Source organism: Polynucleobacter sp. 86C-FISCH (assembly GCF_018882415.1).
In the GTDB taxonomy this organism is placed as follows: Bacteria; Pseudomonadota; Gammaproteobacteria; order Burkholderiales; family Burkholderiaceae; genus Polynucleobacter.
Genome location: NZ_JACVOL010000001.1, coordinates 1,729,777 through 1,743,132 on the forward strand (window position 1 = coordinate 1,729,777; position 13,356 = coordinate 1,743,132).

Annotated in this window: 14 protein-coding genes; 10 read left to right on the forward strand and 4 right to left on the reverse strand. The window is 46.9% G+C overall.

Annotated elements, in window-relative coordinates:
* The first annotated feature begins 4 nt into the window (after positions 1 to 4).
* From odhB to bamC, 8 genes are all read left to right on the forward strand, one after another.
* Complete coding sequence (odhB, locus tag ICN10_RS08760; protein ID WP_216214683.1) at positions 5 to 1,219, forward strand: 2-oxoglutarate dehydrogenase complex dihydrolipoyllysine-residue succinyltransferase; 1,215 nt, start codon at positions 5 to 7, stop codon at positions 1,217 to 1,219.
* Between the two features lie 12 nt (positions 1,220 to 1,231).
* Positions 1,232 to 2,668, forward strand: coding sequence for a dihydrolipoyl dehydrogenase (gene lpdA, locus ICN10_RS08765; RefSeq protein WP_216214686.1), 1,437 nt, complete (start codon positions 1,232 to 1,234; stop codon positions 2,666 to 2,668).
* Entirely contained in the window at positions 2,669 to 3,772 is a 1,104-nt protein-coding gene (zapE, locus tag ICN10_RS08770; protein WP_216214689.1) for a cell division protein ZapE, read from the forward strand.
* Positions 3,773 to 3,781: 9 nt separating this feature from the next.
* Positions 3,782 to 4,633 (forward strand): 3',5'-nucleoside bisphosphate phosphatase, encoded by an 852-nt coding sequence (locus tag ICN10_RS08775; protein ID WP_216214691.1) that lies wholly within the window; start codon positions 3,782 to 3,784, stop codon positions 4,631 to 4,633.
* 59 nt (positions 4,634 to 4,692) lie between these two features.
* On the forward strand, positions 4,693 to 5,895 hold the full coding sequence (locus tag ICN10_RS08780) for a tryptophan--tRNA ligase (protein ID WP_216214693.1): 1,203 nt from the start codon (positions 4,693 to 4,695) through the stop codon (positions 5,893 to 5,895).
* 6 nt (positions 5,896 to 5,901) lie between these two features.
* The gene (locus ICN10_RS08785) at positions 5,902 to 6,468 is read left to right on the forward strand and encodes a bifunctional 2-polyprenyl-6-hydroxyphenol methylase/3-demethylubiquinol 3-O-methyltransferase UbiG (RefSeq protein ID WP_216214695.1); all 567 of its coding nucleotides are present in this window, start codon (positions 5,902 to 5,904) and stop codon (positions 6,466 to 6,468) included.
* A gap of 77 nt (positions 6,469 to 6,545) precedes the next feature.
* Positions 6,546 to 7,418: a 4-hydroxy-tetrahydrodipicolinate synthase gene (gene dapA / locus ICN10_RS08790; RefSeq protein ID WP_216215283.1), complete on the forward strand. Its 873-nt coding sequence runs from the start codon at positions 6,546 to 6,548 to the stop codon at positions 7,416 to 7,418.
* Positions 7,415 to 8,563: an outer membrane protein assembly factor BamC gene (gene bamC / locus ICN10_RS08795; RefSeq protein ID WP_370626204.1), complete on the forward strand. Its 1,149-nt coding sequence runs from the start codon at positions 7,415 to 7,417 to the stop codon at positions 8,561 to 8,563. Before dapA ends, bamC begins: the two co-directional genes overlap by 4 nt.
* 61 nt (positions 8,564 to 8,624) lie before the next feature.
* On the opposite strand, the gene ICN10_RS08800 is transcribed toward bamC, so the two are convergent.
* Together ICN10_RS08800 and ICN10_RS08805 are read right to left on the reverse strand one after the other, a co-directional pair.
* Positions 8,625 to 8,801: a hypothetical protein gene (locus ICN10_RS08800; protein ID WP_216214696.1), complete on the reverse strand. Its 177-nt coding sequence runs from the start codon at positions 8,799 to 8,801 to the stop codon at positions 8,625 to 8,627.
* Between the two features lie 109 nt (positions 8,802 to 8,910).
* Complete coding sequence (locus tag ICN10_RS08805) at positions 8,911 to 10,035, reverse strand: cupin domain-containing protein (RefSeq protein ID WP_255536840.1); 1,125 nt, start codon at positions 10,033 to 10,035, stop codon at positions 8,911 to 8,913.
* Positions 10,036 to 10,198: 163 nt separating this feature from the next.
* On the opposite strand from ICN10_RS08805, the gene ICN10_RS08810 reads away from it, so the two are divergent.
* Complete coding sequence (locus ICN10_RS08810; RefSeq protein ID WP_255536883.1) at positions 10,199 to 10,795, forward strand: peptidylprolyl isomerase; 597 nt, start codon at positions 10,199 to 10,201, stop codon at positions 10,793 to 10,795.
* Between the two features lie 74 nt (positions 10,796 to 10,869).
* Here ICN10_RS08810 and cysE read toward each other — a convergent pair whose 3' ends face one another.
* On the reverse strand, positions 10,870 to 11,631 hold the full coding sequence (gene cysE, locus ICN10_RS08815) for a serine O-acetyltransferase (RefSeq protein ID WP_216214703.1): 762 nt from the start codon (positions 11,629 to 11,631) through the stop codon (positions 10,870 to 10,872).
* 23 nt (positions 11,632 to 11,654) lie between these two features.
* Positions 11,655 to 12,407: an RNA methyltransferase gene (locus tag ICN10_RS08820; protein ID WP_216214704.1), complete on the reverse strand. Its 753-nt coding sequence runs from the start codon at positions 12,405 to 12,407 to the stop codon at positions 11,655 to 11,657.
* A 142-nt stretch (positions 12,408 to 12,549) separates the two neighbouring features.
* Between ICN10_RS08820 and ICN10_RS08825 the strand changes: the two genes are divergently transcribed.
* A complete protein-coding gene (locus tag ICN10_RS08825; RefSeq protein ID WP_068321562.1) occupies positions 12,550 to 13,338 on the forward strand; it encodes an inositol monophosphatase family protein in 789 nt (262 codons plus the stop codon).
* Positions 13,339 to 13,356 lie beyond the last annotated feature (18 nt).

Sequence of the window (13,356 nt, forward strand, 5' to 3'; positions counted from 1 at the left end):
AATCATGGCTATTTTCGAAGTTAAAGTTCCACAACTCTCCGAGTCAGTTGCTGAAGCAACTTTGTTGCAATGGAAAAAGAAGGTTGGTGACGCTGTTGGTCAAGACGAGATCTTGATCGAAATCGAAACAGATAAAGTGGTTCTCGAAGTTCCAGCTCCATCTGCTGGTGTTTTGACAGAAATCGTTGTTGCTGACGGCGGTACTGTTGTTGCCGAGCAGTTAATTGCGAAGATCGACAGCACTGCTGTTGCAGCCGCAGCTCCTGTTGCAGCCGCACCTGCACCAGCTGCTGCTCCTGCCGCAGCTCCAGCGCCTGCTAAAGCAGCTGCTCCTGCAGCTAAAGCTGGCGCAGCCGCAGCTCCTTCAGCTGCAAAAATTCTTGCTGAGAAGGGTGTCGATGCTGGTCAAGTTGCTGGTTCTGGACGCGATGGTCGCATCACTAAAGGTGATGCATTAAATGCTTCTGCAGGTGGTGCTAAGTCTGCTGCATTGCCAAGCGCACCAATTCCAACTGGCGATCGTCCAGAAGAGCGCGTTCCAATGAGCCGTTTGCGTGCTCGTATTGCTGAGCGTTTGCTCGAGTCTCAAGCAAACAACGCCATCTTGACTACATTCAATGAAGTCAACATGGGCCCAGTGATTGCTTTGCGTAACAAATACAAAGACCAGTTTGAGAAGACTCATGGCGTGAAGTTAGGCTTCATGTCTTTCTTCGTTAAAGCGGCAACACACGCTTTGAAGAAATTCCCATTACTCAATGCTTCTGTTGACGGTAATGACATCGTTTACCACGGTTACTTTGATATCGGTATCGCTGTGAGCTCACCGCGTGGCTTGGTAGTTCCAATTCTGCGTGATGTTGACCAAATGAATTTGGCTGACATCGAGAAGAAGATTGCCGAGTTCGGCACTAAAGCTCGTGAAGGTAAGTTGTCTATTGAAGAATTGACTGGCGGCACATTCTCCATCTCTAACGGTGGCGTATTCGGCTCCATGCTTTCTACTCCGATCATCAACCCACCACAATCCGCTATTTTGGGTATCCACGCTACTAAAGACCGTGCTGTTGTTGAAAACGGTCAAGTAGTTGTTCGCCCAATTAACTACCTTGCTTTGTCATACGATCACCGCATCATTGACGGCCGTGAGGCTGTGCTTGGTTTAGTTGCTATGAAGGATGCGTTGGAAGATCCTTCACGTCTTCTCCTTGACTTGTAAGAAGGGAAGATCATGAGCCAAGCTTTTGACGTAGTAGTAATTGGTGGTGGCCCTGGTGGCTACATCGCCGCAATTCGTGCAGCGCAACTCGGTTTCAAAGTTGCCTGCGCTGAATCTAGTTCTTATGATGATCCTAAGGGTGAGCCACGTTTAGGTGGTACATGCTTGAACGTTGGTTGTATTCCTTCTAAGGCCTTGTTGGCCTCTTCTGAGGAATTCGAGAAGATCAATCATCATGCTGCCGATCATGGAATTAAAGTGGGTGCAGTTAGCATCGACTCTAAGAAGATGATCGCTCGCAAAGATGACATCGTTACCAAGATGACTGGCGGCATTCAGTACTTATTCCGCAAGAACAAAATCACTTTGTTAAAAGGCCATGCTTCATTTGAAGGTAAGGGCGCTGATGGCTATCAAATCAAAATTGATGGCAAAGACAAAACTACAGTTACAGGCAAGAATGTCATCATTGCAACTGGTTCTAAAGCACGTCATCTTCCAGGCATCACTGTAGACAACGTATTGATCTGCGATAACGAAGGTGCCTTGAAGTTTGATTCTGCTCCTAAGAAATTGGGCGTAATCGGTGCAGGCGTCATTGGCTTGGAGTTGGGTTCTGTATGGCGTCGTCTCGGTGCTGAAGTGACTGTGCTTGAAGCAATGCCATCCTTCTTGGGTGCCTGTGATATCAGCATCGCTAAAGAAGCGCAAAAGTTGTTTGCTAAGCAAGGCTTGAGCATTAACACTGGCGTAAAAATTGGTGATGTGAAAGCTGACAAGAAGGGTGTAGTGGTTAATTACACTGACAGCGCTGGTAAAGCTGCTAAGTTGGAATGTGATCGCTTAATTGTTTCTGTTGGTCGCGTACCAAACACCGATAAATTAGGTTTAGACAAGATCGGTCTTAAAGTGGATGAGCGTGGCTTCATTCCTATTGATGACCACACTTGCGCAACTGCAGCACCTGGCGTGTACGCTGTTGGTGACGTAGTACGTGGACCAATGTTGGCACATAAAGCAGAAGACGAAGGTGTCTTGGTTGCTGAAGTGATTGCTGGTCAAAAACCACATATCGATTACAACTGCATTCCTTGGGTTATCTACACTGATCCTGAGATTGCATGGGTTGGTAAAACAGAACAAGCACTCAAAGAGGCTGGTGTTGCTTATAAAGCAGGTCAGTTCCCATTTGCTGCTAACGGCCGTGCATTAGGCATGGGTCGTGCCGATGGTTTCATCAAAGTATTGGCTGATGCTAAGACCGATGAGATTCTTGGTGTTCACATCATTGGTGCCAATGCTTCTGACCTCATTGCTGAAGCAGCGGTAGCTATGGAATTTAAAGCAGCAGCAGAAGATATTGCTCGTATCTGTCATGCACATCCTAGTTTGTCTGAAGTGATGCGCGAAGCAGCGTTAGCGACAGACTCACGTGCATTAAATATGTAATTGAAAACCATTGAGTTTTACCAACAAGAGTTAAAAGCGCGCGGGTATCAAAGTGATCCCGCGCAGCTTCGTGCTGTTGAGCGTCTGCAAAAATGCGAAGACGAATGGATTGCCTACAAGGAAATCCGCAGCAATAAACTGAAGAAAAAGATTTTTAAGCCAAACCTTCCTCGTGGTCTTTATCTATGGGGTGGAGTAGGTCGCGGCAAATCTTTCTTGATGGACTGTTTTTATGCAGCATCCCCCTTAGAAAAAAAGATCCGTATTCACTTTCATGAGTTCATGCGTGAAGTGCATCGCGAACTCCATGAGTTATCAGGCTTATCCGATCCCTTAGATGAGCTAGCAAAGCGTATTTCTAATCGCTATCGCTTGATTTGTTTTGACGAGTTTCATATCAATGACATCGCCGATGCAATGATTTTGTATCGCTTACTAGATGCTCTTTTTGCTGATCGCGTTCAGTTTGTGATGACTTCCAACTATCGCCCTGACCAGTTATATCCAAATGGCTTGCATCGCGATCGATTGCTTCCTGCCATTAAGTTGCTAGAAGAAAAGCTAGATGTTCTCAACGTTGACGCAGGTAATGATTACCGTCGGGTTCAGATGGCCCAAGTTGAGGCATATCTGACTCCCGTCAATGCTGAAACAGAAGCGACCTTAGGTCAAATGTTTCAAACGTTGATTGGCAATCAAAAAGAGACACGCAATCCGGTTTTGAATATTGAGTCCCGTGAATTACGCCCCTTGCATATGGCTGATGGCGTTGTTTGGTTTGATTTCAAAACCCTATGTTGCGGCCCGCGCTCGCAAAACGATTACCTAGAGATTGCTAACCAGTTTCATACGGTAATTTTGTCCGGGGTGCCTTATATGCCCCCAAGAATGACCAACGAGGCCCGCCGCTTTATTTGGTTAATAGACGTCCTGTACGACCACAAGATTAAGCTGATTATCTCTGCAGAGGTTCCAGCCCCGGATTTGTATACAGAGGGTCAAATTACCGCTGAATTCTCCAGAACCGTGTCCCGTTTGATCGAGATGCAGTCTCGTGACTACCTGGATGCGCCGCGCCGGGTAATTGATACCAGCTTGACCTAAAATAGGGTCATGAGTAGCTTTTCACCCCTTAATGCCGACTTGCATTGCCATTCAGTGATTTCTGATGGCACTTTGACGCCTGAAGAATTGGCGGAACGCGCAAAAGCGAATGGTGTGCATTTGTGGGCACTAACCGACCATGACGAATTGGGTGGGCAGAAGCGCGCTCGAGAAGCAGCCAGCGCTCTCAATATTGATTATCTCGGCGGTGTTGAAATATCCGTGACTTGGATGGGTGAGACCATTCATATTGTCGGGCTTGGTATCGATGCGGAGCACATTGGAATTATTGAAGGCTTGCGTCAGACACGTGATGGTCGTGCGAATCGTGCGCAGCTGATGGCTGAGCAATTGTTGAAAGTGGGAATTCCTGGTGCTTATGAAGGCGCACTCCATTTTGCTGGTAATCATGAATTGATCTCTAGAACTCACTTTGCTCGTTTTTTGGTAGAGCAGGGCGTGTGCCGGAATACGGAGCATGTATTTAAAAATTATTTAATTGAAGGCAAGCCAGGATACGTTCCTCATCAGTGGGCTAGCCTAGACAATGCTGTTAATTGGATTAAGTCCGCAGGGGGCGTCGCAGTGATTGCTCATCCTGGTCGCTACAGCAGACTCAATGCCATGCAGATGGATGAACTCTATAAGCACTTTAAAGACCTAGGTGGCCTGGCGATTGAGGTTATTACTGGCAGCCACAGTCCAGATCAATATAAAACCTTCGCAAAGATTGCACAGCAGTACGGCTTTTTAGCTTCCCGTGGATCAGACTTCCATGATCCGAGCGAAAGTCATATTGACTTGGGTAATTTGCCGCATTTGCCAGATCATCTGACTCCAGTATGGTCTGCCTTTCATTGATCGCTGACCACTTAATTCCTTAATTCATTATTCCTTAACCACTTAGAAAAAGAAAACAGATGTTTGCTGAACGCGTTCTCTCTGGCATGCGCCCAACCGGTAATTTGCACCTAGGTCATTACCACGGTGTTTTAAAGAACTGGGTGCGCTTGCAGTCCGAATACCCTTGTTTCTTTTTCGTAGCGGATTGGCATGCATTAACTACCCACTATGAAACCCCGGATGTGATTGAGCAATCTGTATGGGACATGGTGATTGATTGGTTGGCAACTGGCGTAGATCCTAACCAAGCTACTTTGTTTATCCAAAGCAAAGTGCCTGAGCATGCCGAACTCTTTTTATTGCTTTCTATGGGAACGCCATTAGGTTGGTTAGAGCGTGTGCCTACGTATAAGGATCAGATTGAAAAGCTCAAGGAAAAAGATCTCCAAACCTATGGCTTCTTGGGCTACCCGTTATTACAGGCTGCTGATATTTTGATTTATCGCGCCCAGTTTGTGCCTGTGGGCGAAGATCAGGTGCCTCACGTTGAGATGACTCGCGAAGTAGCGCGTCGCTTTAATTATTTATATGGACGTGAGCCTGGCTTTGAAGAAAAAGCATTAGAAGCAGTTAAAAAATTAGGCAGCAAGCGCGCCAAGATGTACGCTGAATTGCGAGTTGCTTTTCAGGAGCGAGGCGATGATGAGGCGCTAGAGCAGGCTAAGGCATTGCTACATGATGCACAGAGTTTGTCGATGGCTGACCGCGAGAGACTCTTTGGCTTCTTGGAAGGTGCTCGCAAAATCATTCTGCCTGAACCACAAGCATTGCTGACAACAGCATCACGTATGCCTGGTATCGATGGGCAAAAAATGTCCAAGTCATACGGCAACACTATTAGTATTCGCGAAAATCCAGAGGATGTGATTAAGAAGATTCGCACGATGCCTACAGACCCTGCGCGTGTACGAAGAACTGATGTGGGTGATCCAGCTCGTTGTCCGGTTTGGCAGCTTCACACTGTTTACTCCAGTGAAGAGACAAAGCAATGGGTAGATAAGGGATGTAAGTCAGCAGGCATTGGATGTCTTGAATGCAAGCAGCCCGTAATTGATTCTATTTTGGCAGAGCAGCAGCCTATGTTTGAGCGTGCTCAGAAGTACTTGGATGATCCTAGCTTGCTACGCTCCATCATTGCTGATGGTTGCGATAAGGCACGCAAGGTTGCGCAAGAAACTATGCGTGAGGTTCGTGAAGCAATGGGCCTGGCTTACGATTGAGAATTCATGTTGCCTAATGCGCATGATGTAATTTCCAATGCCTCACCATGGGTCAAGCGGTTTTCACCGCTCATTCCAAAGGATGGGGTTGTTTTGGATTTAGCGTGTGGATCTGGGCGTCACTCTGAGTGGTTGGCAAATGCTGGTCATCAGGTGTTAGCCGTGGACCAAGATATTTCAGCCGTTCAGGCTTTGAATAACCCTCTCATCACCCCTGAGCATTGTGATCTTGAGCAGGCAGAATGGCCTCTCGATCAATGTGACTTCAGTGCCATTGTGGTCACCAATTACCTTTATCGACCGCATTTAGACCAGCTGCCCAAAATGCTGCAAGAAGGGGGCATCTTAATCTACGAAACCTTCGCCCTGGGGAATGGGGAATTTGGTAAGCCATCGAACCCGAATTTCCTGCTAAATCCAGGGGAATTGCTGGCATTTTCCGCTTCCCACGGGCTTAAAGTAGTGGCCTATGAGGACATTTATGTTGACCAGCCCAAACCAGCTATGGTTCAGCGCCTATGCGCTGTAAAAGGTGAGCTAAAACAGCGCATTCCGTTACAATTTCAGGGTTAATACAGCTAAAAATCGGTGCATATTCGGTGACAAATACAGCGCATTCCAAAGGTAGTAAAAAGCCCATTGCTGGCAGCATGCCAGCTATCGTTACTCCGATGTTTGAAGACGGCAGTCTGGATTACGCCAGCTTGCGTTCTTTATTGGATTGGCATGTAGCTGAGGGTACTGACGGAATTGTAATTGTTGGCACCAGCGGCGAATCCCCCACGGTTTCTGTCGAAGAGCATTGCGAACTCATTCGTGTAACGGTAGAGCAGATTGCTGGACGCATTCCTGTGATTGCAGGTACTGGTGGCAATTCCACTATTGAAGCGATTGAGTTAACTAAATACGCTAAGCAAGTCGGCGCTGATGCTAGCTTGCAAGTAGTACCGTATTACAACAAGCCTACACAAGAGGGTATGTATGCCCACTTTAAAAAGATTGCTGAGTCAGTAGATTTGCCGGTAATTTTGTATAACGTACCCGGAAGAACAGTTGCCGATTTGGCTGGCGATACCGTAGTTCGTTTAGCTGGTGTACCAGGCATTACTGGTATTAAAGAGGCTACAGGTAGCTTGGAGCGCGGTACTTTGTTGATTAATGATCTTAAGCGCGCTGGTCATCAAGACTTTTCAGTTTTCTCTGGGGATGATTTAACAGCTGCTATGTTGATGTTGATGGGTGGCAAGGGCAATATTTCTGTTACAGCCAACATTGCACCACGCTTAATGCATGAGCTGTGCGTTGCTGCTATGTCTGATGATGTGAAGCGAACACGTGAAATTCAATATCAATTGATTGCGGTTCACAAGGCAATGTTTACAGAAGCAAACCCAATCCCAGTGAAGTGGGCTTTGCATGAGATGGGTAAGATTACCGCTGGCATTCGTTTGCCATTAACCCCTTTAAGCAATTCCCTTCGTGAGCCATTAAAGGCAGCTTTAAAACAGGCCAACTTATTATGATGAATTTGCTTCAATCCATCCGTCGATATCTATCGATTATTGCTTTAGTCACTTGTAGCATTGCACTATTAAGTTCATGCAAGTCAGTGACCAGCAGCGATACAGTTGACTATAAGAGTGCTGGCGCCGTTCGTGGCCCCAATCTGTCATACCCTCCGGATTTAATTACCGCTCAAGCAGATCGCCGTTACATTGTTCAAGATGGCACAGCCACCATGTCTGAATACAATGCAGCCGTTAAGAAATCTTCACAGCTGCGCAGCAATGTCATGACAGGTATTCCTGGTATGCGGATTGCACGTGATGGTGAGCGTCGTTGGCTAGTTGTAGAAAAGCCAGCGCCTGAGCTTTACCCACAGGTAAAAGATTTTTGGCAGGAAAATGGTTTCTTGCTAGTCGTTGACTCACCATCAACTGGCATTATGGAAACTGACTGGGCTGAGAATCGCGCAAAAATTGCGCAAGATTGGATTCGTTCAACCATTGGTGGTGCCTTGGATTCTATTTACGATACTGGCGAACGTGATAAGTACAAAACACGCCTCGAGGTTTCTAAGCCTGGTGAGACAGAGATTTACATTACTCAGCGTGGCGCAATCGAAAAATGTACTACCGATACAACGGGCGCTTGTTTATCTACAATTTGGACATCACGTCCCAACGATCCTGAGCTAGAGGCGGCCTTCCTGGCGCGCTTAATGGAGCGTTTGGGCATGACTCAAGAGCAAGCGAAAGCAATGGTTGCAGCGCCTCTCGGCCCCAAAACACCGAAAGCGAAGTTTGTGCAGGATGGTACCAATCAGGCTCATATTGAGCTCGGCGTAAGCTTTGATCGCTCTTGGCGTGACGTTGGATTGGCTCTTGATCGTTCAAACTTTACCGTGGAGGATCGTAATCGTACCGCTGGGGTTTACTACGTTCGCTACGTCAATCCTAAAGACTTGGGTGATACCAAAGGCTTCTTCTCAAACTTGTTTGGCAGCAAAGATGACTCAAGCTTGAAGGCTAAAAAATACCAGGTTGTTGTAAAAGGCACTGGCGAGAATTCTGCAAATGTATATGTGCAAAATGCCGATGGTAAGCCAGAAAATACGCCTGCTGGATTCCAGTTGTTAACCTTGTTAACGGAGCAGCTCACCAAGTAATTTGTTTTTGCAGCAAATAAAAAAGCCGCTTTTCAGCGGCTTTTTTTCTTCATGAAGAAGATTACTTCTTAGCGTCAGCAGCAGGAGCAGCTGGAGCTGGAGCAGCAGCAGGAGCGTCAGCAGCAGGAGCAGCTGGAGCAGCAGCAGGAGCAGCTTCAACAGGCTTTACTTCTTCTTTTTTACCGCAAGCGGCCAAGGCGATTGCTAACATAGCAGCGAATACGAGTGACTTCTTCATTTGTAAATTCCTTTAAAAAATTAACAACAATTACCGGTAATTGTTCTCTGGATAAACCAAGGGATAATCCCTAGGTAGTTTCCAGTATTTATTATATCCATCTCTGAAATCAGCCCTCAAAAGTAAGCCATCCAGCTAAATAAGCCTCATAAAGGCTTGATTTATCAAGACTGTTGATTTTGGCCTTGGCAAGTAATTTTGATGCCGATAGGGTCTGCCAAGCTCGCGTAATCTCGGGACTCTGTGCTTTAGTCATCTCTTCCCCATTGCAATACACCTGCTGATTGAGGGTCAAAATACGGGTTTGTGGTTGAGGGATGAGCTTCCTGGATACAAGCGCCTTCTGAAATTGCTTTGGGTTCAGCGGCTTATTTGGAGACTCAAAGATTGCTTGTTGCTTAGGTTCTGACAAGTAGCTGGTAATACCAGGCAAGAAGCCATTAATTTGATCGAGTTTTAATTCTTTCAGTTTGGAGCGCAGCTGTTGAATCAACTCCTCGGGTAATTGTTCGGCGCTGTGAGTTGCCTTTTGTTTTGGATCTGCAAATTTCTTCTCCAGGTCTGGAATATCCTCGAGAGATTCAGCTAGTCGCCAAAGGCCCTCTTGCAATAATTCTTTAAAGCTGGGAGAGCGAAATCCAACTGACCAAGTCTGGCAGCCTGGATCTAAAGAGATGCCATCATGCGCAATGTGTGGCGGCAGATACAGCATGTCGCCAGGTTCTAGTATCCATTCTTGCTCGGGTTTAAAGCGCTGCAAGATCTTCAGTGGTAACTTGGGATTTAGGCTGAGGTCTTTCTGTTCTGAAATGCGCCACTGCCTTCTGCCGGACATTTGAATGAGAAAGACGTCATAAGAATCAAAGTGCGGGCCAACACCACCCCCAACACCAGCAATACTAATCATCAAATCATCAAGACGAGCATCCGGGATGAAGCGAAACCAAGACAGTATTTTTGCGGCAGCAGGGTGGTGCGCCTCCATGCCTTGAAATAACAAAGTCCAGTCAGGCTTATCTATAGAGGGTATTGCTTGCTTGGAAAATGGCCCATGATCAAAAGTCCAAGGTTTGGCCTTCACTAAGCGTGACTCGACCTCTTCATTTAATGCAAATTGCAGCAGTTCTTTTGCCGGTATAGGGCTATCTAGTGGCTCGCCCTGTTGGGCAGATAGGTCAAACGCAGGAATCGCCCCACGGATCAGCAGGGGCTTTTTATGCCAATACTGCGTCATGAATTGATCTGGGCTAATCCCCCCAAATAGGGCCCAGGGCTTGCCTAGGGGGAGCTTTGCTGGGGCTTGGGGTGGTTGATAGGGTTTGCTCAAGTAAAATGAGGTCATAAAGATATAGATGCTTTTAGAAACTGATTAAAACCGAATGTTCGACAAATTCCGCATGAAGATTGAAAAAAATACTATCGTATCCCTTCGCTATAAGCTAACAGACGCACAAAACAATGTCATCGAAGAGCCAGATTCTCCGATGGTATACCTGCACGGTGGGTATGAGGGTACTTTTCCGAAAATTGAAACTTTGCTCGATGGTCAAGATGTTGGTTATGAGGCTACGATCCAGTTGGAGCCTAACGAAGCTTTTGGTGAATATGATCCAGAGCTTTTGAAGATTGAACCCCGTGCACGCTTTCCGGAGCCATTGGAAGTGGGTATGCAGTTTGAGGGCGTCCCTGATGCTGAAGAAGATGTAGCTATAGATGATACGGACGATGAGCCGCTCATTTATACGGTGACCGATGTTGCTGACAACCAGGTAGTTTTAGATGGCAATCATCCATTAGCCGGTATGGCTTTGCGTTTTTGGGTGCAGGTTGAAGATGTCCGCGCTGCTACTGATGATGAGATTGAAAATTGTCATCCCGAAGGCGGAGAGAGTTTTTCATTTGGCATGCCCAATGATGATGATGGCGACGATGATGAAGAGTTTCCAGGTGGTGCATTAGGTGGCAACGATGCAGGGCCACGCACACTGCATTAATTTAAAAGTCTATAGATAAAATAAAAGGGATAGCAAGCTATCCCTTTTTTCTTTGCTACTTCCTTAACTAGGAATTACTCTTTCAACCATTCTTTAATAGCGTCTAGATCACGCTTGGTATCGCTTGAGCTAGCATCTGCGCCATCTGGGCTGTTGTTGAGTTTTGCAAGGGCCTTTTCTAGCGCTGCAATTTTGGCTTCTTGCTCAATCGTTGCATCAATCAAACCTTTTAGCGCCATGGATACAGGGTCATCAATATTGGGTGTGATGCCATAAGCAGAAAAGTATTCTTTCGTTTTGCTATCGGCGCTTTGCGGTAAATCGGGATGCAATATACGTGCAGGAATACCAACCGCAGTAGCACCCGCTGGAATTTCTTTGAGTACCACAGCATTAGAACCAACGCGTGCACCATCACCCACAGTGAATCCACCGAGAACTTTTGCACCAGCACTCACTACGACACCTTTGCCCAGAGTAGGATGACGTTTCACGCCTTTATAAAGCGATGTGCCACCTAAAGTGACTCCCTGATAAATGGTGCAATCATCACCAATTTCAGTGGTCTCTCCAATCACAATGCCTAGGCCGTGGTCCAAGAAAACTCTGCGACCAATCTTGGCACCCGGATGAATTTCGATACCAGTCAAAAAGCGCGAAAACATCGAGAGTACGCGTGCAATCCATTTCAGGCCAAGATTCCACAAAAAATGGGAGACGCGATGTAACCAAACTGCATGCAGGCCTTGATAGCAAGTAATGACCTCGAGGCGGTTACGAGCTGCTGGGTCTCTGGCAATGATGGAGTCGACTTGGTCGAAGAAGGAATTTGACATAAATTGATTTTAACGGGATGTGCTTATTTTCTCAGGAGCATCTGTTTTGCAATCCCTCGTAACAGATCGATTTCTTCCTTATGCAGACGACTTCGGGCAAATAAAGCTTGAATACGCGGCATTAGCTTTTTAGGGTTTGCGGGGTCTAAGTAGCCGATGGCCTCAAGTCCCTCGCGCCAATGCTCCAGCATGGCGGCAACTGCTGCAGGATCGGCAAAATCAGCCATTTCTTCGCGGTTAGCTAAGGCATTTCGCTTACCGTCATGCTGGGTAAGTGTTTCTCTGAGGGCATAGGCGCAGACCATCAGCGCCTGGGCAAGATTGAGCGAGGGGTAATCGGGATTGGCATCCAGCCAGACCCTATGGGTGCATAAAGCCAAATGCTCGTTATCTAACCCGGTTCTTTCTGGACCAAAGAGAAGGGCTACCTTTCCACCGCTCTGCACTGAACCCCCAATTAGGGACTTAGCGACTTCCCAATCGATAGCAGGGGGACCAAACTCTCGGTCACGGCTAGTGAGGCCCAAAACTAGCGAGCAACCCTCGACGGAGGCGGCCAAGGATTCGCTCTCTATGGAGTCCTCTAGAACGTCTGCAGCACCGCTAGCTAGGGCTATGGCTTCAGGATGGGAAGCAACCCCCTTGATCTTTGGATTAATCAATCTGAGATCGCTAAAACCCATGGTTTTGAGGGCGCGAGCAGCTGACCCCACGTTTCCTGGGTGACTGGTTTCGACTAAAACCCAGCGGAGTAATGCGGATGTTTCGATATTCATCAAGGCGCTTTAGGCTGGTTAATAGGGGGCAATGAACGCTAATCGTTTAGAATCAATCTGTTAGCTTCGTATTGTCATGCAATTTACCCTAGTTGTAGGCATTACAAGGAGCTTGTTCTTATTTAATTTGTCCATCAATACTATGCATCCCATGTTAAATGTGGCCGTGAAGGCCGCCCGTCGCGCTGGAACAGTCATTAATCGTGCTTCCTTGAATTTGGAGCGCTTGCAGGTTGACCGCAAGCAACACAACGATTTCGTAACCGAGGTGGACAAAGCCGCAGAAGCGGCCATCATTGAAACGCTCAGTGAAGCCTATCCAACCCATGGTTTTTTGGCTGAAGAAACTGGCGAGCGTAATGCCGATGCAGAAAATGTGTGGATCATTGATCCGCTAGATGGCACTACTAATTTCATTCACGGATTTCCTCAGTACGCAGTTTCGATTGCGCTAGCAGTTAATGGTGTAACTCAACAAGCTGTTGTGTATGACCCAACACGCGATGAGTTGTTTACAGCGACACGTGGAGCTGGTGCCTATTTAGATCGTCGGCGTTTGCGTGTTGCCACACAAGATCGTTTGGCTAATTCTTTACTGGGAACGGGCTTTCCTTATCGTGAAGATCAGGACTTAGAAAAGTATTTAAAAATCTTTGGCGATATGTCACGTCAATGTGCTGGCCTGCGTCGTCCGGGTGCCGCATCTTTAGACTTGGCTTACGTAGCAGCTGGCCGTTACGATGGTTTCTTTGAGAGCGATCTCAAACCTTGGGATATGGCTGCAGGCGCTTTGCTGATTACTGAAGCAGGTGGTTTGATTGGTAACTATCGCGGTGAAGAAGGCTTCTTACAAAGCGGTGAAGTGATGGCAGCAAATCCGCGCATCTTTGCACAAATGGTACAAACGCTTTCTAAATACTCTGCTTCTTAATTAAAAAAACGAATTAAG